The organism is Aeromonas australiensis, assembly GCF_000819725.1.
Taxonomy (GTDB): Bacteria; Pseudomonadota; Gammaproteobacteria; order Enterobacterales; family Aeromonadaceae; genus Aeromonas; species Aeromonas australiensis.
The window spans coordinates 19,844-39,917 of record NZ_CDDH01000072.1 but is presented as its reverse complement, the minus strand read 5'-3'; the positions used below and the strand labels follow the sequence as shown (position 1 = coordinate 39,917).

The window sequence follows — 20,074 nt, the reverse complement described above, 5'->3', positions numbered from 1 at the left end:
ACGCCCATTGTCATTAATCGCCCTGTTGCTGGGCCTAACGCCGCAGATCGTGTTTGCTGCAGACTGCACCTATCGGGAGAATGCGCTGGGCAATACTATTTACCAGTGTGATGATGGCAAACAGGGCACTCTGCGTGAGGATGCACTGGGCAACATCAAAGACTCGGGTACCGGCATCACCTGGCGCACCGATCCGTTGGGCAACCTCAAGGGCAGCGATGGCACCACCTACCGCAAAGACGCACTGGGCCATGTGCGCGACAGCAATGCCAAAACCGGCGAACGGGTGACGTGGCGTGAGGATAGTCTCGGTAACCTGCGTGCCTCTGATGGCACCGTCTGCCGAACCAACGCGCTGGGGCAACTCAAATGCCGTGGCGAGAGTACACCGCCAGCCTTGCTTGAAGGCAAATGATGGCTTTTGCAGCAAACGGTCGGCGCATCACCCTCTGATGTGATATCGGGCATGGTTGCAACAGGGCCAAGTGGGTAAACTCGTCTGCAATATTTGGCACCGCAACCGGTAAGGTTGTGAATCTCTGCCTCTTTTCGTTTTCCCTGCGCTCTTGGCGCAAACTGACTCTCATCGGAATACCATGACTCATGGCTATCAAGAAGAACGAACTCTACTCATCCCTCCTGAAACAGGGGATGATGCAGCGGTTGTTGACCGGCTGCATCCGCCTACCGCAGGAGGCGTGATGGAGAGCATTAATAATCAGGTGCGGTCGGTACGCCAGTTGCTGGCCATTCCCCAACTGGCCATCCCAAGCTATCAGCGACCTTACCGCTGGGGTGCCAAGAATATCTCTGATCTCTTCACCGATCTGGCGACTCATCAGGACAAGAGCGCCTACCGGCTGGGCTCGGTGGTGTTTCATCAACATGCCGATAGCAAGCGGGGCGAGATGCTCGACATCGTCGATGGCCAGCAACGCACCCTGACCCTGATGTTGACCGTCAAGGCGCTGATCGAGGTACTGGATAACGAAACTCGCAGTGGCAAAGAGAAGAGTATCCGGTTTCAACGTCAGGATCTGCGTGAGCTATTGCAGGCCTTGCGTGGACCTATCGATGCGTTTATGCAGCGTCAGCACTTCCCCAGCCGGGATTCGGAGTTCAACCTCAGACGCAACTATCTGGAGTTGCGTCGGCTGGTGGCCCGCCCTGAGTTTGACGAGCAGCAAATCGACTTTCTGCTCAACCGCTGTCAGGTAGTCTGCTTTGTGCTGCAGGATATCTCGGAGGCGTTCCAGTTCTTCGATTCGCAAAATGCCCGGGGGCGCGATCTGGCTCCTCACGATCTGCTCAAGGCATTTCACCTGCGCGAGTTTGCCGACCATGAGGCCAACCTCAAGGCCGAGGCCGTCGCCCATTGGGAGCGCTTGCCAAGCGACGAGCTGGCCAATCTGTTTGCTCTCTATCTCTATCGGGTACGCCAGTGGGCCGAGGGCAAGTCGGCCCGCTACTTTGGCAAGGGGGAGGTGGATCTCTTCAAGGGGGTCAACCTAGATCGGGTAGGGCACTTCCCTTACGTGGAGTCGCTGCGTATCGCCCACCACTTTGTCGATGAGTACAACAGCCAGTACCAGCGCAAGATTGACGGCCAGCGCATGACGTTTCCCTTTCATCTCGACCAGATGATCATCAATGGTCGGCGCTTTTTCGAGATGGCCGAGTACTACCAGACGCGGGTCGCCGCCATCGTGGCCGAGGAGTCTGATTCCGGCAAAACGCAATCAGCCACCCTGCTCGGCGAAACGCTGACGCCGATGGCCAGCAAGGTGCTCTCGACCCTGGGCAGCTACGAGCGTCGCCACCGCACCGGGGATCGTTATGTGAGGGCCATGTTCGACTGCGCCCTGATCTTCTATATCGACAAGTTCGGCAGCCAGGGGCTGTCACTGGCCATCGAGAAGTGCTTTATCTGGGCCTATCGCTGCCGTATTCGCCAGCAGGTGGTGCAACTGGCGACCATGGATAACTACGTGCTGGAGCACAATCTGATCCGTGCCATTCGTGATGCCCGTCTGCCGGGAGACCTGCACGGCTTCCCTTTGCCTAGCATGAGCAGTCGAGAGAACAAGAACAATCGCAACGGCGCCGAAGATGAACTGGTCGGGCTGTTTCGGGAGATGAAATATTATGAGTGATGCAGGCGTCCACCCCTTTTCCATTCGTGCACTGCTTGAAGATCGCGCCCGCTATCTGGTGCCCATGTACCAGCGCAACTACGCCTGGGGCGAGGGAGAGATCACCCAGCTGCTGCAGGATGTGCTGGATTATCAGCAAAAATCGGTCGGAGCCAAGGAACAGCAAACCTACTATATCGGCACCTTGGTGGTATTTGCCCGGGACGATGGCAGTTTCGAGGTAATCGATGGCCAGCAGCGCTTTACTACCCTCTCTCTGCTGGCCAATTGGCTCAAACATCACGCGATAGATTCGGTGGATATGAGCTGGTATCAGACCATCAACCTCGCTTTTGAGAGTCGCCCGATATCGAGCCATACCTTCGAGCGCTTATGGCAGGGTGTTGCCCCCCACGATTTGCGGGGGAGTACCTTCAATGAAGGTCTGGTGAACGGTTTTGAGCTGATTGGCAAGGCAATGGCGGATCTTGGTTTGGTGGGGGCTAAACTGACGGCCTTTTGCGACTACCTCTTCAAGCATGTGCAGATCTCTCGTATCGAAGTACCCAAGGATACCGATCTCAATCACTTCTTCGAGGCGATGAACAATCGCGGCGAGCAGTTGGAAAAGCATGAAGTGATCAAGGCGCGGCTGATGGAGACGCTGAACCAGATACCCGAGGAAGAGCATCGTCGCCAAAGTATTCATATCCTGACCCGGGTATGGGATGCCTGCGCCAATATGGAGCGCTATATCCAGTACGGCTTTACCCCGCAAGAGCGCCACCGTCTGTTTGGTGAGCGCGACTGGGGCCAGTTTGTGCCCCGTGATTTTGCCCATCTGCTTGATCTGCTAGGGTCCCCTAACACGGCCGACGCTGCCGATAAAAACGGGGCCACTGCCGGTAGCCAGGGGCGTACCTTGTTGGCCATTTTGCAGGATGACAAGCTCGATGGTGAGCAGACGTTGGAGGAGGAGAGCGCAGGCTCCGAACGCTTTAACAGCGTCATCAACTTCTCCAACTTCTTGCTCCATGTGCTGCGACTCGTTAGTCGCGACCCGGGTGATACGGAGGGGGTGCCGCTTGATGATAAACAACTGGTTGATCAGTTTGAGCTGCGAGTGATAAGGCAACCGGATCCAGTAGCGGCAGTTCAGCGTTTTATCTATGGGCTGTTAAAGAGCAAGTATCTGTTTGATCAGTTCATCATCAAGCGCGAGTTTGCCGATGGCAAGGATGGTTGGAGTCTGAAGCGGCTGCACTGGTATTCGGAAAAGAGCGTCAGTTACATCAATACCTTTGACAAGGATGAAAATGAGATTGGTTTCTCTGGTGTTAACCGGCGGATCCTGATGTTGCTGTCGGCGTTTCATGTGTCGACCCCGACCTTGGTTTACAAACATTGGCTGAATGGTGCACTGAGATATCTGTTCGACAATTGTCACCCTGATCAACCGGTAGAGGCAGGGGCTTATCTGTCCTATCTGGAGAGTCAGGCTCGCCGCTTTGTCTTCCAGCGCTTTTTGGCGCCGGGTGAAGGGGCTTCCTATTACCAGATGCTCTACCTTGATAATGCCCTGTTGCCCGCCATCAATGTGGATGAGAGCTGGCACAAGGTGATTACATCCAAACTTCGCTTCGGTCATATCGAGAACAACTTTGTCTTCAACTTCCTCGACTATCTGCTGTGGGTACGAGATCGGAATAGCGACAAAGTTGCTGGCCCCTTTGAGTTCACTTTCCGCAGTTCGGTGGAGCACTTCTCACCCCAGCATCCGATGGATGGCTATAAACCGGTTGAGCAGAGTGCACTCCATTCGTTTGGCAACCTTTGCCTTATCAGCCACAGCAAGAACTCGCGCTTGAGTAACTTCCAGCCGCAACAGAAGCAGGAGCACTTTGAAGCGAGCCTTGCCAACAACCAGATTGATAGCCTCAAGTTGCTCGCAATGATCAGGCTTATGAAAGAGAAGGGTCGCTGGCAGGAGGATGAGATAGCTGAGCATCAAAAGCAGATGTTGCAAGTGTTGTTATCCAGCCAGATTGTGCAATAACAGGCTGAATCTATTTATTAAATTTGGCCGACATCAACTAATGACAGTTAAGTTGATAGTATGATGAGTTGACAAGGAAGGGGGGCTAAACGCCCCCCTTCTTTACGGCAGTTTGCCGCTATCCTGTCGTGATACATCAGCGTAAAACGTTTCACTTGTTGACCCTAAGAATGGAGAAGATTATGTCGATTGTAGATACCTCTGCAGCAGAGACGCTCAATCAAGGAGAGGCAGATTTTGTTCTGACTTCCCTCGAGGCTATGCGTAAGAAGTTGCTGGATCTTACGTCTCGGAATCGACTACTGAACTTCCCAATCACACATAAAGGGTCTTCACTGCGCATTGTTGATGAATTACCTGACCAGCTCTATGAAACTCTCGGTTCGGAAACGCCGATGGAGTTTGCTCCTGTTCCAGATCCAACCAGGCAGCAACTGCTAGACCATGGCTATCTCAAAGTTGGGCCGGATGGTAAGGATGTACAGCTAAAGGCAAATCCAAGTGCCAAGGATTGGGCTCAGGTATTGGGGATATGCTCCGATTTTGACTTACCCAGTAGCCACAGAAACCCAGTTTCAGAGTCAAACAGGGGGCTGCTGGAGCAGGCTCATCAGTTTATTTGCCAATATGTGCAGAGGCAAAATGGTAAATTGACTGGGATCCGAACTGAGTATGCCAAGCAAGGCATCAATATATCTGTATTGACGACGGCCTGCCGCTTGGCGGGCTATGAAGGACTTGAGGATTTTGAGCGGCAGGCAAAAGCAGGGAATGAGCTCTCTATATCGTCTTCCAATCCCGGTCATGATGATAACCGGATACAGGTCCTGTTATATCCAAATGAACTTGAAGCTTGTTTGCGTGCCATTTACGGTAAGGCCCAAACTGCTTTGGAGGAGAGTGGTGCCAATATCCTGTATTTGGCGTTGGGTTTCCTCGAGTGGTATGAAAGTGACTCATCTGAAAAGGCTCGTTACGCCCCTTTATTCACGATTCCGGTGAGATGTGAGCGTGGCAAATTAGACCCCAAGGATGGGCTTTACAAATTTCAACTCCACTACACGGGCGAAGATATCTTGCCCAATCTCTCCTTGAAGGAGAAGCTACAAGCTGACTTTGGTCTAGCCCTTCCCCTATTCAATGAAGACGCTACACCCGAATCTTATCTCGCAGCGGTGAAGAAGGTAGTCGAGCTGCACAAACCCAAGTGGTCAGTGAAGCGTTATGGCTCACTGAGCTTACTCAATTTTGGCAAGATGATGATGTATCTTGACCTCGATCCGGCTCGTTGGCCTCAGGACAAACGTAACATCTTGTCTCATGACGTGATTCGTCGCTTTTTCACCAGTCAGGACGCTGCTGATAATAGTTCCGGTTCAACCGGCAGCTTCGGTCAGCATGAATATTGCATCGATAGTTATCCTGATATTCATGACAAGATCCCACTCATAGATGATGCTGACAGCTCGCAGCACAGCGCGCTGATCGATGCCATCCACGGTCATAATCTTGTCATTGAGGGGCCACCCGGTAGTGGCAAATCACAGACAATTACTAACCTGATTGCCGCGGCCCTGCTCAACGGCAAGAAGGTGTTGTTTGTAGCCGAGAAAATGGCTGCTTTGGAAGTCGTCAAACATCGCTTGGATCGTGCTGGCCTAGGTGATTTTTGCTTGGAGCTGCACAGCCACAAAACGCATAAGCGTAAGGTTCTGGAAGATATTGCTGCACGTATAGCTCACCAGTCCACAATTCCTACGACAGAAGAGATCGATGCCCGGATTTTGCGTTATGAAGATCTCAAGCAGAAGCTCAATGAATATGCCGTATTGATTAATACCCAATGGGAAAAAACCGGTAAAACGATCCATCAGATATTGAGTGGTGCAACCCGTTATCGTCACAAATTGGATATCGATGCAAACGCGCTCCATATCGAAAATTTTTCAGGTAAAAAACTGGATGCAGTTACCAGGTTACGGCTAAGCGAACAAGTTGTCGAGTTCAGTCGTATTTATAAGGAAGTAAGAGAGCAGGTTGGGCCTGATGCAGAAATTTATGATCATCCCTGGAGTGGTGTGAATAACACTAAAATACAGTTGTTTGACCGGGATCGAATAGTCGAACAGCTACAAGCTTGGCAGACATCAATTAGCGAGTTTAACGATGACTATCAAGGATATCTAGACAAGTGGTCTTTGAAAGATGAGAACCTTGATACGCTTCAGCATATTGAGCAACTTATAGAAGATCAGGCCCATCTGCCTGCACTCGACGGATCAGAGTTGTTTGCTGCGCTTCCTGAGTTGGATTCATCAGATGCCATCGTGCGGGTGCGTCATTACCTACATAGATTTGATTTGCTACAAGGGCATTATGAGGCCTTGAGCCAAGTCATCGAGCACCAGAAACTGCGTTTGTTAGAGCAAGGGCAGCAATGTGACTTTCCTCGAGACGAGTTGGCAAAATATGGTGTTGCGGAAGATTTCACCCTTCGTGACTTGGTGAGATGGCTTGAGTCCATTAAGTCTATTCACGCTGAGTTGTCAGCAATTTACGAGCAACTGAGCGAATTCAAAAGTGCCTTACCTAGTGATATCGCATCATACATTGATGCTTCACAGGCAGGATTGCTGTTCTGTGCAGAGTTGCTTTCCATTATTGGCGCCTTGCCGACAGAGCTTATCAAGGCTCGTGACCCACTCTTTGATGACGATGATATTGATGCAGTACTGCTTGAGTTAATGCATCAGATCGAAGCATTGCGCCCCTTAAGAGATAACTTATCTGACTTGTATCAACTGGACAGGTTGCCTTCCCATGAAACGCTCGCGCATGCTGTTACTGTTATCCAGCAAGGAGGCTTCTTTGCATGGTTCAAGAGTGATTGGCGTCATGCCAAGGCTTTGATCATGGGGCTATCTCGCCAACCTGGAACCAAGTTTGCCGAGTTGAAGCGTTGGGCGGCTAATTTGGTCAAGTACTCGGAATTACAGCAGCAGTTCGAGCAAAGGGCATTTGGTGATCACCTGGGTAATGCCTATCGTGGACTGGACACAGACTGTGGACAGCTAATGCAATTGCGTGATTGGTACAAGAAAGTCCGATCTTGTTATGGCATTGGCTTTGGCAAGCGAGTTGCAATAGGAACGGGATTATTTGGTCTGGATGGCGAGATTGTAAAAGGTGTACATATTTTCGAGAAATCTCAGGTCAGCTCGAGATTAAGGGCCTTGGTAAATCAAGCTGAGTGCGAGGCCAAATTGCTGCCGCGTATTTACAGCCTTCTGAGTGAGCCTGCTTCTTGGTTAGGTGAGCAAGGTGTATTGAGTCAAGCATGCCAGCAGGTGCAAGACACATTGATCGCTTTGCAAGGGTGGTTTGTCAGCCCAGAGATGTCATTGGGGCAGATGACACACTTTGCCGATCTTTTGCAGAAAATAAATGTATTGCAGGCATCCCTTGAAAATGACAAACCTCATTTGGGGGTATTGTCACAATTAAAGCCCTTGGCTTTCGGGATACATAAAGACAATCAACAAACCTTGAGTATTATCAACAGTACGTTGGAGTTTGCTGGGAAACTGGTTGAGCAGATAAGTTGTGCAGCCTTGGCTACCAGGATCAGGGCACTGGAGAGTGGTAGCGACTACGAATTACTCCGTCGTGATGGTGCGCAAATAGCTATGGTGTGGAGTGAGCAGGTCCAGCATGCTGCGTCATATGCGCAAGAAACGATGCTGGATATAACTCAATGGAGCAAGTCGACAGATGGTTCCCTTCGGACATTATTAGAGAGAAATGCAAGGGCAATACAACAGCCTCTCTGGTTGAATGGATGGGTAAACTTTATCCGTTGTTACGAGCAAATGCATGAAAATGGCTTGCAGCGTATCTGGTCTGCCGTGCTTTCTGGAACACTCCCTATTGAAAAAGTCGAGCTAGGTTTGGCATTGGCACTTTATGACCAATTGGCCCGAGAAGTTATTACTGCTCATCCAGAATTGACGCAGGTTTCAGGCTCCCAGCGTAATGCATTGCAAGAGTCTTTCAAAGAATACGATAAAAAACTGATTGAATTGCAGCGTCTGCGAATTGCAGCAAAGATTGCTTGCCGTCATATACCAGAAGGGAATGCTGGGGGTAAGAAAAGTGAATATACGGAACTTGCCTTGATCAGAAACGAACTGGGTAAAAAGGCCAGACACATTCCAATCAGACAATTGGTTAATCGAGCCTGTAATGCTCTGGTTGCTATTAAGCCTTGTTTTATGATGGGGCCAATGTCAGCTGCTCATTACCTCGAACCTGGACGGATGGAATTTGACTTGGTTGTGATGGATGAAGCATCTCAGGTGAAACCAGAGGATGCGTTGGGCGTCATTGCAAGAGGAAAGCAATTGGTTGTCGTTGGGGACCCTAAGCAGTTGCCGCCAACCAGCTTCTTTGACCGTAGTGCTGATGGTGAAGATGACGATGATGCTGCAGCTTTGAGTGATACCGACAGCATCCTTGATGCGGCCTTACCGCTGTTCCCTATGAGGCGTTTGCGTTGGCATTATCGTTCACGGCACGAAAAGCTGATTGCTTACTCTAACCGACATTTCTATAACAGTGATTTGGTGATATTCCCCTCCCCAAATGCTGAGTCGCCGGAGTATGGGATAAAATTTACTTACGTGTCGAAAGGGCGTTTCTCTAACCAACACAATATCGAAGAAGCCCAGGCAGTTGCTGAAGCGGTACTTCATCATGCGCAACACAGACCCGGTGAGTCACTAGGGGTTGTTGCTATGAGCTCCAAGCAACGCGATCAGATTGAGCGAGCGATCGATGAACTGCGCCGCAACAGGCCTGAATTCAACGATGCAATCGATGGCTTATATGCCATGGAAGAACCGTTGTTTGTTAAAAACCTCGAGAACGTTCAGGGGGATGAGCGTGATGTAATCTTTATTTCGTTTACCTATGGACCTTCTGAACATGGAGGAAAGGTTTATCAACGCTTTGGCCCAATCAATTCTGATGTCGGTTGGCGTCGTTTGAATGTGCTCTTTACTCGTTCGAAGAAGCGGATGCATGTGTTTAGCTCAATGCGCTCTGAGGATGTCGTAACTAGTGAAAGCAGCAAACTCGGGGTTGTTTCGTTGAAAGGCTTCCTTCAGTTTGCCGAAAATGGCAAATTGGATTCAGTAGTTACCCATACAGGGAGAGCTCCTGATAGCGACTTTGAAGTTGCTGTAATGGAGGCACTCAAGCGTGCAGGGTTTGAATGTGAGCCACAGGTGGGAGTTGCCGGATTCTTTATTGACCTGGCAGTAAAAGATCCTGGTTGCCCAGGTCGGTACCTAATGGGCATCGAGTGTGACGGTGCGTCCTATCATTCTGCTAAATCTGCCCGTGACCGTGACCGCTTGCGCCAAGAGGTGTTGGAGCGTTTGGGTTGGAAAATTAGCCGTATCTGGTCCACAGACTGGTTCATTAACCCTGACGAGGTTCTGTCACCGATCATCCGCAAACTCCATGAGCTTAAGACCTTGGCTCCCGAAGTGGCCCTACCTTCATACGAGTATGTTGGGACGAGTGAGCAGAACGATGAAGATGCATCTGAGTCAATCGATTCCTTTATGCCAGGCTTGGGACTGAAGGATCAACTCAGACATTTTGCCAAGCATGTGATTGAGGTTTCGTTCCCCGATGTCGATGAGGATCGTCGTTTATTGCGGCCAGCCATGCTTGAGGCTTTGCTAGAGCATCAGCCTCTATCACGTTCTGAGTTTGTTGAACGCATCCCTCACTATCTGCGGCAAGCGACAGATGTAGATGAAGCGCAGCGTTTTCTTGATCGGGTACTGGCATTAATTGATGGTGCAGAGGCGGAAGCGCAAGATGCTGAGTTTGAACCTGAATTGGCATAATCAGAGGTAATAAGAACAGTGACAACTGTCGGCCAACGCTGAAACCGATGTTAACAGACTCCCACTTGGTATATGGTCCGAAGAAGGCCGTAGTGAGAGATGTACAGGGGGACGATAGCGTAACAACTAAAAAGGCAGCGGCTAACACCGCTGCCTTTTTGATCACCAGATGGGCTGGGTCAGGTAGGGATTGCTTACCTTCTCGCGACCGAAGGTGGAGCTGGGGCCGTGGCCCGGGATAAAGACGATCTCGTCACCCAGCGGCAGCAGGGTCTCGGTGATCGACTTGATCAGCGTTCCGTGATCACCACGGGGGAAGTCGGTGCGGCCGATGCTGCCGGCAAATAGTACATCGCCAACCCAGGCGAGTTTTTCGGCCTGACTCAGCAGCACGATATGGCCCGGGGTGTGGCCGGGGCAGAAGTAGACCTCCAGTTCGCACTGACCCACTTGTACCTTGTCACCCTGCTCAAGCCAGCGATCCGGCGTGAAGGCGGGGGTATGGGCGAAGCCGAACATCTGGCTCTGCTGGGGCAGCATATCGAGCCAGAAGGCGTCCTCCTTGTGGGGACCGGTAATGGCGACGCCGGTTTTTTCCCGCAGCTCGGCGGCGGCGCCGACGTGATCCAGATGACCGTGGGTCAGCAGGATGCGGGTCAGGGTCAGGCCGCGCTTGGCGATGGCCGCCAGCAGTTTGTCCGCTTCGCCACCCGGATCGATCAGCGCCGCCTGATGGGTCTCGTCACACCAGATAAGGGAGCAGTTCTGGGCGAACTGGGTGACCGGGATCACCTCGAATTTCAACATAGAGTTCCTCTCTTGGGATGGTCAGCCGCGCAGCGCGTTGGCATGTTGCTCGGCGAAGTAGTCGAGACAGGCCTGCTTGTCACCGCGAAATACGATGCGCTCCTGCTTGTTGCCAAGCTGATAGAGATACATGGGGTCGTAGTAGCGGGTCAGCAGCAAGGTGATCCAGGCCAGATGCAGCCCGCTATCGCCGCTCTTCTCCTGCTCGGTGAGAGCGGTCTGCATCAGGGCATCCAGTTCGCGGTGGGCCTGATCGCCAAGACGGCGCTTGAGACGGGCCAGTGCATCGGTGAGGTAGGCGGCAAACAGCGGCCAACCGGCCTCCTGGCCATACATGGCCTGATAGCGCAGCCAGAGATCGTGCACGTAATCTTCACGGATCTGCTCGGCGCGCTCGCTTTGCGGAACATCCACCACCACCAGCGGTGCCTGACTCATGGCCTCATGGAGGGAGAGGGGCAGGCAGCAGCGACCAATCAGGCGGCTCTCGTCCTCGACCACGAAGGCCTGCTCGCCCTGATGGCGGCGCTTGAGCAGCTCGATGGCGAGGTTATTTTCGAAATTGATATTGCTGGGCTGGCCGCCGGGCAGTTGACCAAAGGAGGATCCCCTGTGATGGGCGTGTCCTTCCAGATCGAGCGCCTGGGCCACGTGGTCCAGCATATGGGTCTTGCCGGAACCGGTCATGCCGGTCAGCACACTCCAGTGACACTCGGCAGAGGCCTGATCCTGGGTGTCGATCAAAAAGCGACGCAGCTCCTTGTAGCCACCGGCGACGCGGGGGCGCGTCACCCTCGCATCTGCCAGCCACTGTTGTACGGTTTGCGAGCGCAGGCCGCCGCGAAAGCAGTAGAGCACGGCATCGGGCTGCTGGCGCAACTGCGCCAGCCAGCCTTCGAGTCGCTCGGCACGTACGGCTCCTCCCACCAGCTTGTGTCCAAGCTCAATGGCGGCGGCCTGACCCTGCTTCTTGAAGCAGGTCCCCACCTGGGCGCGCTCATCGTCTGTCATCAAGGGCAGATTGGTCGAGCAGGGGAAGGCCCCCTCCTTGAACTCGATGGGGGCGCGCACATCAATCAAGGGCACATCGCCTAAAAAAATCTGGGCGTAGTCCGTGGCCAGTGGCAATTCACTCATTGGACAATCTCGATAAAGCGGGCCCCCTCAAGGGGCTTGATCTGGCCGATGGGCGACAGTTCTAGCCCAGCTTCGCGCGCGATGGCGAGCAGCTCGGCTTCGCTCTCTTTGCCCACGGCGACCAGCAGGCCGCCGCTGGTTTGCGGATCGCACATGATGTTGCGGGTGCGATCGTCCATGGCATCGAGCTTATGGCCGTAGGAGTCGTGGTTGCGCAGGGTGCCGCCCGGTACGCAGCCCTCGGCGAGGTAGTAATCCACCTCGTCCAGCAGCGGCAGCGCCTTGAAGTCGAGGCGGGCGCTGACATTGGATCCTTCGCACATCTCCAGCAGATGGCCCGCCAGACCAAAGCCGGTCACGTCGGTCATGGCGTGGACACCCGGCAGCTCGGCAAAACGCTGGCCAATCTTGTTGAGGGTGCACATGGCGTTGGGGGCCAGCTGCTCGTGCTCAGGTTTGAGCTTGCTCTTCTTCTGGGCGGTGGTGAGGATACCGATCCCCAGCGGTTTGGTCAGATAGAGGGTATCACCCACTTTAGCGGTGTCGTTCTGCTTGATGGCATCCAGAGGCACGATACCGGTCACCGCGAGGCCGAAGATGGGCTCGGGGGCATCGATGCTGTGGCCACCGGCCAGTGAAATGCCCGCTTCATGGCACACCTGACGGCCGCCGTCGATCACCTGCTGGGCCACGTCGGCGGGCAGGGTATTGATGGGCCAGCCCAGAATGGCGATGGCGACGATAGGTTTGCCACCCATGGCGTAGATGTCGCTGATGGCGTTGGTGGCGGCGATGCGGCCAAAGGTGAAGGGGTCATCGACGATGGGCATGAAGAAGTCGGTGGTGGAGACAATGCCCTGACCGTTGCCGATATCGACCACGGCCGCGTCATCCTTGCTGCTGTTGCCAACCACCAGGGTCGGGTCGTTGAAGCCCGGGATCTGGCTCTTGAGAATGGTGTCGAGCACCTTGGGAGAAATTTTGCAGCCGCAGCCAGCGCCGTGGCTGTATTGGGTCAGACGAATGGAAGACATGATTACCCCTTGTTTGGCTCTCTCTTGGGATGAAGCCGCGTAGATCAGGTAAAAGGAGATGACCCTGGCGGGCCATTTGACGGCACATTATGCCACAAGGCGGCTATGGGTTCGAATCTCAATGGTTTGTCATCCTTGCCACCTTGACAAAGGCGGTTGTCCTCTTCTTATCTCAAAGGGTTTACTTCACACAGGCAGAGGTATTGAGATGAAAACATGGATGATCGGATTGCTGCTGGCGCTGTCGAGCATGGGGGCTCACGCAGCCACGGTAACGGCGGCGCAAGATCCCTGGCCACCCTTTGTCATTGATGCCAATAAAGGCATCTCGGTTGAGTTGGTCAAGCAGGCGTTGGCGACTCAGGGGTATGAGCTCGATATGCGGATCATGCCGTGGGCCCGCGCCTTGTCAGAAGTTGAAGAGGGGAATATCGATATTCTGGTGGGGGCCTGGTTTACGGAAGCGCGAACCAAAACGCTGCGATTTAGTGATGAGTATCTGAAGAATCAGGTGAAGTTTATCCAGTTGGTGGGGGGCAGTTTCGAGCTGGATGGATTGGCCAGTCTCAAAGGAAAGAGCATAGGTATCGTGCGTGGTTATGGTTATGGCGATGAGTTTATGCAGGCAGATTTGAATCGCCAGGAGGCCAGTGACTTGCAGACCAATTTGAAGAAACTGCTTGATGGGCGTATCGATCTTACGCTGGAGGATGAGGTGGTGGCGAAGGCTATCATGGCTCAGCAGGGGATGGATGTCAGCAAGTTTGCCTTTACCGCCAATGCACTTTCAACCAATCCGTTACACATCGCCAGCGGAGTGAAAAATCCGCGTAGCCAGGAGTTGCTTGATGCCTTCAACAAGGGGTTGGCCGTCATCACTGCAGATGGCACCCTGGACAAGATCCTGACCAGTTACGGTGTGAAATAAAGCCAACAGCGGTGAGCCATATCATGGCTCAACCCGCGTTCAAGGGGCCACCTTATGAAGGTGGCCCCTTTTTCAGGTGATTGGGGGAGGCAAGGGGCCTGAGTGATCACCAGGGGAGGGTAGTTGTCGATCAGCGGGCCCGTACCACCAGACCCTTGAGGTAGAAGCCTTCCGGATAGGCGGTACCGATGGGGTGATCGGAGGCCTGGGAGAGCAGCTCCAGGATCTGGGCATCGCGACCGGCATCGAGCGCCGCATCGGCAACGATCTTCTGGAACAGGCTCTGCTCCATCAGGCCGGAGCAGGAGTAGGTCAAGAGCACGCCACCCGGCGCCAGCAACTGGAACGCCAGCATGTTGATGTCCTTGTAGCCACGGCAGGCACCCAGCAGCTGGGCCTTGCTCTCGGCAAACTTGGGCGGATCCAGCACGATGACATCGAACTTCTCGCCCTTCTCGCGATATTCACGCAGCAGCTTGAACACGTCGTGACGGACGAACTGGGTGTTGCTGGTATCCAGCCCGTTCAGCTCGGCATTCTGGCGGGCGATATCCAGCGCATTTTGGGAGAGATCGACGTTGACCACTTCCTTAGCGCCGCCCTTGAGGGCATAAACGCCAAACCCGCCGGTGTAGCAGAAGCAGTTGAGCACCCGCTTGCCTTCGGTGTACTTGGCTGCCGCCTGACGGTTATCCCGCTGATCCAGATAGAAACCGGTTTTATGGCCGTTGCGAATGTCTACCAGGATCTTGACGCCACCGTTCTCTTCGATGACCACCGGCTCGTTCGGGGTCTCGCCATAGATGACGCCGGTGCGCTCTTTCAGCCCTTCCTTCTTGCGCACTGCCACGTCGGAGCGCTCATAGATGCTGCACTCTGGGTAGAGGGTACGCAGTGCTTGGGTGATCAGCTCGCGCTGGAACTCGGCACCGGCGGAGAGAATTTGGCACACCAGAAAATCGGCATAACGGTCGATGGTCAGACCCGGCAGGCCGTCAGATTCGGCGGCGCAGAGGCGATAGCCGGTGAGGCCCTGACGCTTGATCAGCGGATCGCGAGACTCCTGCGCATATTTGAGACGACGGATAAAGAAGTCGAGATCGACACTCTCATCCTTGTCGAAGGTCCAGACCCGGGCACGGATCTGGGAGCTGCCTGACCAGGCGCCACGGGCGAGCCACTTGCCATCGTTGGCATAGATCTCGACGGTATCGCCGTCAATGGGGTTGCCCTGAACCCGCTCAATCCCCTTGGAGAAGATCCAGGGGTGGCGACGCAGCAGGGATTTTTCGCGGCCTTTGACGAGATAGATGGAAGCGCTCATGGATGTTTGCCGATGGTAGAAAGAAAAGGGGCCACATTCTATGTGGCCCGCAGGTAAAACTCAAACAACCCGGTGCATCAGCGTACCCGAGCCGGCAGTGACTGATGGATCAGATCCTGATTCCCTCAAGTGCCTGGGTCAGCTCGCTGGCGGTGGCTTTCAGCCCTTGTGTGCCGGCTACCGAGGCGCTGGCAGACTCTTCCACCTGCGCCGCCTCATGGCGCACCTGATCGAGATTGTGGGTGATTTCGGCGGCGACCGAGCTCTGCTCTTCGCTCGAGGTGGCGATCTGGGTGCTCATCTCCAGTACCGCATCGCTGTGGTTGCTGAGCTTCTCGATATCGAGCCCCACCTCGCTGATGAGCTGCTGGCTACTGGCGGCGCGACCAACAGTCTTCTCCATGATGTCGTTAAGGGCGCCGGTGCCGGCCTGCAGCTCTTCGATCATCTGCTGGATCTCCACCGTCGCCTGTTGGGTACGGCTGGCGAGGGTACGCACTTCATCTGCCACCACTGCAAAGCCGCGACCCTGCTCACCGGCACGGGCCGCTTCGATGGCGGCGTTGAGGGCCAGCAGGTTGGTCTGCTGGGAGATGGCGTTGATGACGTTGACCACCTCGTTGATCCGGTTGGCGTTGTGGGTCAGCCGCTCGACCGCGCCGGAGGCGTTGCCAATCTCGTCGGCCAGGGTACGGATCGCCTCGATAGTGCGGGCTACCCGGTTGGCGCCATTGGCCGCCTCTTCGCTCGACTGGCGGGTCTGCTGCAGGGTGTCGTTGGCATTGCGCGCCACTTCGCGGATCGCTGCCGACATCTGCTCCATGGCAGTAGCCAGTGAATCCATGTGCTGGCGCTGGGAACGCGCCATGGTCTCGCCTTCGCGGGCGTGATCACGAAACTCATCGGCGGCCATGGTCAGTGCTTCGGCAGACTCTTCGACCAGTTTGACGATCTGGTGCTGGCGGTCGGTAAAGCGGTCGATGCTGCCCGCCAGGGTGGAGAACTCGTCGCGCACCGGGAAGAAGTTGAGGCGGAAGGTGAGATCTCCGTCCGCCACGGTTTGCAGCGCCTTGTTGGTGGAGTAGAGCGCACCGGAGACAAAGGTCATCATATAGTGGATCACCAGTGCCATCAGGGCCGCCAGCGCGCCGATCAGGAGCAGGGTCGAGCCCTGACCCTGCCACATGGAGAGGTTGCCCGTATCCAGTTCGCCGGTGATATAACCGGCCTGACCCGCAGAGGCGGTGAAACGATAGCGATCCCCTTGCTGTTCAAGGCCGTTTATCCCCTGAGGCTGCTGGCGCAGATCAGCAGGCAACACCAGAGTGGGCTGCTGGCTGACCAGTTGTGCCGTGGTCTCGACTCGTTGCTGCAACTGCGCCACCCGCAGGGAGATCTCCTGCTGATGGCTGGCAGCCAGCAGATACCAGCTGAGAAAGGCGATGATGAAGAGAGGTAACCAGAACGCGATATGGAATTTTTCACTGATGGTGAGGTGAATGAGATAGCGGTCAACCCAGCGGAATTTAACTTCTTTCATAATGGTGCTGCATCCTGCAAAGATAGAGTGTCGGGCACATTATCGTCGCGGGACATTTTTTCTTAAGTGGAAGGTGCGAGAAATGGGAGAGCGATCGTTTGTCATTCGGGTGTGGGGGCAGGTGCAGGGGGTGGGATTTCGCTATTTCACCCGTGAGCGGGCGCTGCAACTGGGTTTGCGCGGCCATGCCTACAACCTGGAGGATGGCTCGGTGGAGATCCTCATCAGCGGCCCTGCGCAGGGGGTGCAGATGATGCTGGGGTGGCTGGAGCATGGCCCGCGCACCGCCAGGGTGACCCGGATGGAGTATGAAGAGGCGCTGCCGCCCACCGGTCAGGGCTTTCACACTAACTGAGCTGCCGGGGAGCTCATGATTGCCGATATGCGTGATCCCTTGCTGGCGCAGGCCCGGGTACCGGTTGCCAGCTTTCGTCAGCAACAGTTGCGACGCTGGTATCGGCTGCCCCTCGAGATCAAGCAGGCCTGTTATGGCGTGGGACGGTTGCTTGATCTGGGAAGTGGCGATCCCGGCTGGCTGAGCAGCCTGCAACTGGCAGGAGCGACTTGGCCAGTTGCAGGGGTGGTGTCAATGGCGGCGCAGGTTGTGAGCAGAGCAGGGGCTCCCCCACCAGCAGACGAAACTGCGGCTGCAGCTTAAGGGGAAGATGGCCCCGCCAGCTTGTCCAGTGCTGCCACCCGCTTCGGGAGAGTCCCCGCTGACAGGTACGCTATGCGGCTCAACTCACGGATGAGCTAAACCAACGCTATGTGAGAACTCAGCTGACTCGCTGTCTATCCCCTCATGCTCGTCGCCATCTTCACCATCTGACTGCGCAGCAGGTTGTACGCCAACAGCACGCCATCGACGGTGCCGGGTAGCAACGTCCTCTTCGTCGAGCAGGGGGGGAACTCGGGGGAGTGGGGGCAAGAGTGACTCAAACCGGGCGGCATAACGGGCATGGAGGAGGTCGAGAGCCCGCTCGCAACGCATAAAAAAATCCGAAACCAAGCAACAGGTTTCGGATTTTCATACCGACGAAGGTTCGGTCAATGGATCCTTAACTGGTCAACATTCGCCAATCTGGCCGGTTTTTCACTATATGACGATGGCTAGCCTCTGGGCCTGTGTATCAGCTCGCAGTCCACTCTCAGGGGTGGCTGGCAACCAGCAAGACCTGATCCGGGTAGGCGCCAACGACGCGAAGACCGATATCCCCCGAGGTGATATCGAGATACGCCCGCTGGCCATTGGCGGAGGTCACCGTGCTGCTCATCAGATAGACATAGCCCTCATTGACCTCTTTACCGTCCCCCGCCATGGCGCGCGGGAAGATGGCTTCATTGAGGGAGGGCTTGTAGCAGGCATGCTCGACCAGAGTCGCCAGCTCCTTGATGTCGGGCAGACGCCACTGGCTGATACCGCCGAAGTGATAGAGCGCATGGCTGCTGTCACTGCGGATCCGCTCCGCCACTTGCAGCCCCTGCTGCCAGTAGTAAACGGTCGGTTCCCCCAGGCAATTGCTGCCACTCCATCTCTGACCCAGTTTGCAGCGCATCCAGGTGAGGCCGGTGTGTTGGTCGGTGACGGTGCCGTTGCCATGGTCAAGAAACCGGGCAGAGGGGGCGGTGCGATCCATGGTGTCATCACAAATGGCCGAGCCGTGGGCAAGGGGGGCCAGCAGTGCCAGCATGGCGAACGAAAAACGATAAAGGCTCATGATATTCCTCGGATTATTGGGGAGTGGCGACCAGTCGTACCTGCATCAGCTCGATATAGGTATCTTGCTGCACCAGCGCGGGATAGGTGGTGCCCGCATCTTCTCCCAGGAGCAGGACTGTGCGTTTGCTGATAGGGCCACCGGAGAAGCGCTGGGCGGTGGTGCTGGTAGCGCTCCAGTAGTAGCCATGGTAGGTGCCATCTTCCGAGGGGGCGATATCCGGGAAGTAACGGGTATCCACGATGATGCGCTGACCCAGCGGATCCTTGGCCAGGCTACCGTAGTGCAGCAGTGACATCAGCTCACCCATGGTGGGCAGCCGCCACTGGCTGATGCCGCAGCGCTGCTCGCCATTGAGCCACTGCTGATAGGCGCGGGTGGTCAGCATGGTGGTCAGCGCCTGTGCCCGGGCGAGGGCCGCCAGATCTCCTTCGGCGGTGAGCTGTTCGATCCTCTTATGAATATGCTGGTAGGCCTCTTGCTGCTCGCCTGCGGTTGCGGTGAGTTGCTCATCCTCATAGGCAAAGGGTCTGCTTTTCCAGGCCGGACTCAAGGGATCGTCCGATTTGACCTCCCACACCAGACCGGTATTGAGATCCTTGACGCACTGCCAGTTCGGCGCGTTGTCGGGCAGCACCTGACCGCGATCATCAAGCTTGCGATAGGCAAGCTGGGGACGAGTGCGATTCCAGCTGGCATCTTGTCCCGGATAATCGGCAGGTTCCCGTTCCAGCAGCGGATCGTTGCCATCACTGAAGGTGGTGACGCCGCTGACGGTCAGCAGGTTGCGTGGCTGTTGTTGCGCCAGCAGGGTCAGCAGCTCGCTTTGGGTCTCTTCGGTAAATCGGCCGTGGCGCTGCCACTCCTGAGCCAATTGCCCCAGCATCAGGCTGATGGCGCGATAGCTGGTGGTAAGCAACTGGGTCTCTTTGGCGTTGGCAAGGCGGGTTCTGGCCTGTTGCTGCAAGCTGATCGCTATCTGCTGCAGCCCCTGATCAAACTGGCCGAGACTTGCGAGGGCGGCGCGGTCGCTGCCCGGTTGCAGCGGCGCGAGATCGGTCAGCAGCTGGGTCAGTGCGCGATCGGCGGCCATCCCTTCGGCAATACGGCTCTGCCACAGGGTGCTGAGCAGGGTCGGTTGCAGCCGTTGTGGATCCCCTTTGGCAGCCGGATGCGCCAGCAGCAGGCCTCCGCTCCTCGGTACGAACAGCAGGGGCGAGTTGACGATGTTCGCCGAACCGCTGATAAGGGCCACAGCGCCTTCGCCGCTGACGGCTGGGTCGGCAGGATCACATTGCCAGTTCTGATCCAGATCGGCGCACAGGGTGCCGGCTGCAGGTAGGGCGACATCGACCCGGTAGTCCGGGATCGCCAGTGGTGCGCTATCTTCCCCGCCGCCACAGGCGCTAAGCAGAGCTGAGAGGGTTGCAATAACCAGTACGGATGGTTTCACTTCACATTCCTTGATTCGGTCACAGGT

The 20,074-nt window shown here is 55.3% G+C and carries 14 protein-coding genes and 1 pseudogene; 7 read left to right on the top strand and 8 right to left on the bottom strand.

Annotated elements, in window-relative coordinates:
• Positions 1 to 7 precede the first annotated feature (7 nt).
• The 4 genes from BN1117_RS12690 to hhe all read left to right on the top strand — a co-directional run bounded on the left by BN1117_RS12690 (position 8) and on the right by hhe (position 10,106).
• Positions 8 to 415, top strand: a complete 408-nt coding sequence (locus BN1117_RS12690) for a hypothetical protein (RefSeq protein WP_052441518.1) — start codon at positions 8 to 10, stop codon at positions 413 to 415.
• A 286-nt stretch (positions 416 to 701) separates the two neighbouring features.
• Positions 702 to 2,153 (top strand): DUF262 domain-containing protein, encoded by a 1,452-nt coding sequence (locus BN1117_RS12685; protein WP_040097892.1) that lies wholly within the window; start codon positions 702 to 704, stop codon positions 2,151 to 2,153.
• Positions 2,146 to 4,188, top strand: a complete 2,043-nt coding sequence (locus BN1117_RS12680; protein WP_040097890.1) for a DUF262 domain-containing protein — start codon at positions 2,146 to 2,148, stop codon at positions 4,186 to 4,188. The genes BN1117_RS12685 and BN1117_RS12680 overlap by 8 nt, the downstream gene beginning before the upstream one ends.
• Positions 4,189 to 4,370: 182 nt before the next feature.
• The gene (hhe, locus tag BN1117_RS12675; protein ID WP_040097888.1) at positions 4,371 to 10,106 is read left to right on the top strand and encodes a DUF4011 domain-containing anti-phage protein Hhe; all 5,736 of its coding nucleotides are present in this window, start codon (positions 4,371 to 4,373) and stop codon (positions 10,104 to 10,106) included.
• 162 nt (positions 10,107 to 10,268) lie between these two features.
• On the opposite strand, the gene BN1117_RS12670 is transcribed toward hhe, so the two are convergent.
• From BN1117_RS12670 to selD, 3 genes are read right to left on the bottom strand one after another with little or no spacing between them, the layout of a single operon-like run.
• On the bottom strand, positions 10,269 to 10,913 hold the full coding sequence (locus tag BN1117_RS12670) for an MBL fold metallo-hydrolase (protein ID WP_040097886.1): 645 nt from the start codon (positions 10,911 to 10,913) through the stop codon (positions 10,269 to 10,271).
• Between the two features lie 21 nt (positions 10,914 to 10,934).
• Complete coding sequence (gene mnmH / locus BN1117_RS12665) at positions 10,935 to 12,050, bottom strand: tRNA 2-selenouridine(34) synthase MnmH (protein ID WP_040097884.1); 1,116 nt, start codon at positions 12,048 to 12,050, stop codon at positions 10,935 to 10,937.
• Positions 12,047 to 13,087: a selenide, water dikinase SelD gene (selD, locus tag BN1117_RS12660; RefSeq protein WP_280136003.1), complete on the bottom strand. Its 1,041-nt coding sequence runs from the start codon at positions 13,085 to 13,087 to the stop codon at positions 12,047 to 12,049. The genes mnmH and selD overlap by 4 nt, the downstream gene beginning before the upstream one ends.
• Before the next feature lie 205 nt (positions 13,088 to 13,292).
• Between selD and BN1117_RS12655 the strand changes: the two genes are divergently transcribed.
• Entirely contained in the window at positions 13,293 to 14,012 is a 720-nt protein-coding gene (locus BN1117_RS12655) for a transporter substrate-binding domain-containing protein (RefSeq protein ID WP_040097881.1), read from the top strand.
• Between the two features lie 130 nt (positions 14,013 to 14,142).
• On the opposite strand, the gene BN1117_RS12650 is transcribed toward BN1117_RS12655, so the two are convergent.
• Together BN1117_RS12650 and BN1117_RS12645 are read right to left on the bottom strand one after the other, a co-directional pair.
• Positions 14,143 to 15,336 carry a class I SAM-dependent methyltransferase gene (locus BN1117_RS12650; RefSeq protein ID WP_040097880.1) on the bottom strand — a complete coding sequence of 398 codons (1,194 nt, stop codon included), beginning with the start codon at positions 15,334 to 15,336 and terminating at the stop codon, positions 14,143 to 14,145.
• A gap of 109 nt (positions 15,337 to 15,445) precedes the next feature.
• Complete coding sequence (locus BN1117_RS12645) at positions 15,446 to 16,876, bottom strand: methyl-accepting chemotaxis protein (RefSeq protein WP_040097878.1); 1,431 nt, start codon at positions 16,874 to 16,876, stop codon at positions 15,446 to 15,448.
• A gap of 82 nt (positions 16,877 to 16,958) precedes the next feature.
• On the opposite strand from BN1117_RS12645, the gene BN1117_RS12640 reads away from it, so the two are divergent.
• The gene (locus BN1117_RS12640) at positions 16,959 to 17,231 is read left to right on the top strand and encodes an acylphosphatase (RefSeq protein ID WP_040097876.1); all 273 of its coding nucleotides are present in this window, start codon (positions 16,959 to 16,961) and stop codon (positions 17,229 to 17,231) included.
• Positions 17,232 to 17,258: 27 nt separating this feature from the next.
• Positions 17,259 to 17,534 (top strand): hypothetical protein, encoded by a 276-nt coding sequence (locus BN1117_RS12635; protein ID WP_244463545.1) that lies wholly within the window; start codon positions 17,259 to 17,261, stop codon positions 17,532 to 17,534.
• A gap of 11 nt (positions 17,535 to 17,545) precedes the next feature.
• Here the strand turns inward: BN1117_RS12635 and BN1117_RS19500 are convergent.
• The 3 genes and pseudogenes from BN1117_RS19500 to BN1117_RS12625 all read right to left on the bottom strand — a co-directional run.
• A pseudogene (locus BN1117_RS19500) lies at positions 17,546 to 17,737 on the bottom strand (IS4 family transposase); the annotation flags it as partial.
• Positions 17,738 to 18,024: 287 nt separating this feature from the next.
• Positions 18,025 to 18,594: an Lcl C-terminal domain-containing protein gene (locus BN1117_RS12630; protein WP_040097872.1), complete on the bottom strand. Its 570-nt coding sequence runs from the start codon at positions 18,592 to 18,594 to the stop codon at positions 18,025 to 18,027.
• A 13-nt stretch (positions 18,595 to 18,607) separates the two neighbouring features.
• Positions 18,608 to 20,047, bottom strand: a complete 1,440-nt coding sequence (locus BN1117_RS12625; protein ID WP_040097870.1) for an Lcl C-terminal domain-containing protein — start codon at positions 20,045 to 20,047, stop codon at positions 18,608 to 18,610.
• Positions 20,048 to 20,074: the final 27 nt, after the last annotated feature.

Bases quoted from the DNA above. Each gene is read 5' to 3' on its own strand.
- BN1117_RS12685 (WP_040097892.1), top strand. From the start codon at position 702: ATGGAGAGCATTAATAATCAGGTGCGGTCGGTACGCCAGTTGCTGGCC.
- BN1117_RS12680 (WP_040097890.1), top strand. From the start codon at position 2,146: ATGAGTGATGCAGGCGTCCACCCCTTTTCCATTCGTGCACTGCTTGAA.
- hhe (WP_040097888.1), top strand. From the start codon at position 4,371: ATGTCGATTGTAGATACCTCTGCAGCAGAGACGCTCAATCAAGGAGAG.
- BN1117_RS12670 (WP_040097886.1), bottom strand. From the start codon at position 10,913: ATGTTGAAATTCGAGGTGATCCCGGTCACCCAGTTCGCCCAGAACTGC.
- mnmH (WP_040097884.1), bottom strand. From the start codon at position 12,050: ATGAGTGAATTGCCACTGGCCACGGACTACGCCCAGATTTTTTTAGGC.
- BN1117_RS12655 (WP_040097881.1), top strand. From the start codon at position 13,293: ATGAAAACATGGATGATCGGATTGCTGCTGGCGCTGTCGAGCATGGGG.
- BN1117_RS12650 (WP_040097880.1), bottom strand. From the start codon at position 15,336: ATGAGCGCTTCCATCTATCTCGTCAAAGGCCGCGAAAAATCCCTGCTG.
- BN1117_RS12645 (WP_040097878.1), bottom strand. From the start codon at position 16,876: ATGAAAGAAGTTAAATTCCGCTGGGTTGACCGCTATCTCATTCACCTC.
- BN1117_RS12640 (WP_040097876.1), top strand. From the start codon at position 16,959: ATGGGAGAGCGATCGTTTGTCATTCGGGTGTGGGGGCAGGTGCAGGGG.
- BN1117_RS12635 (WP_244463545.1), top strand. From the start codon at position 17,259: ATGCGTGATCCCTTGCTGGCGCAGGCCCGGGTACCGGTTGCCAGCTTT.
- BN1117_RS12630 (WP_040097872.1), bottom strand. From the start codon at position 18,594: ATGAGCCTTTATCGTTTTTCGTTCGCCATGCTGGCACTGCTGGCCCCC.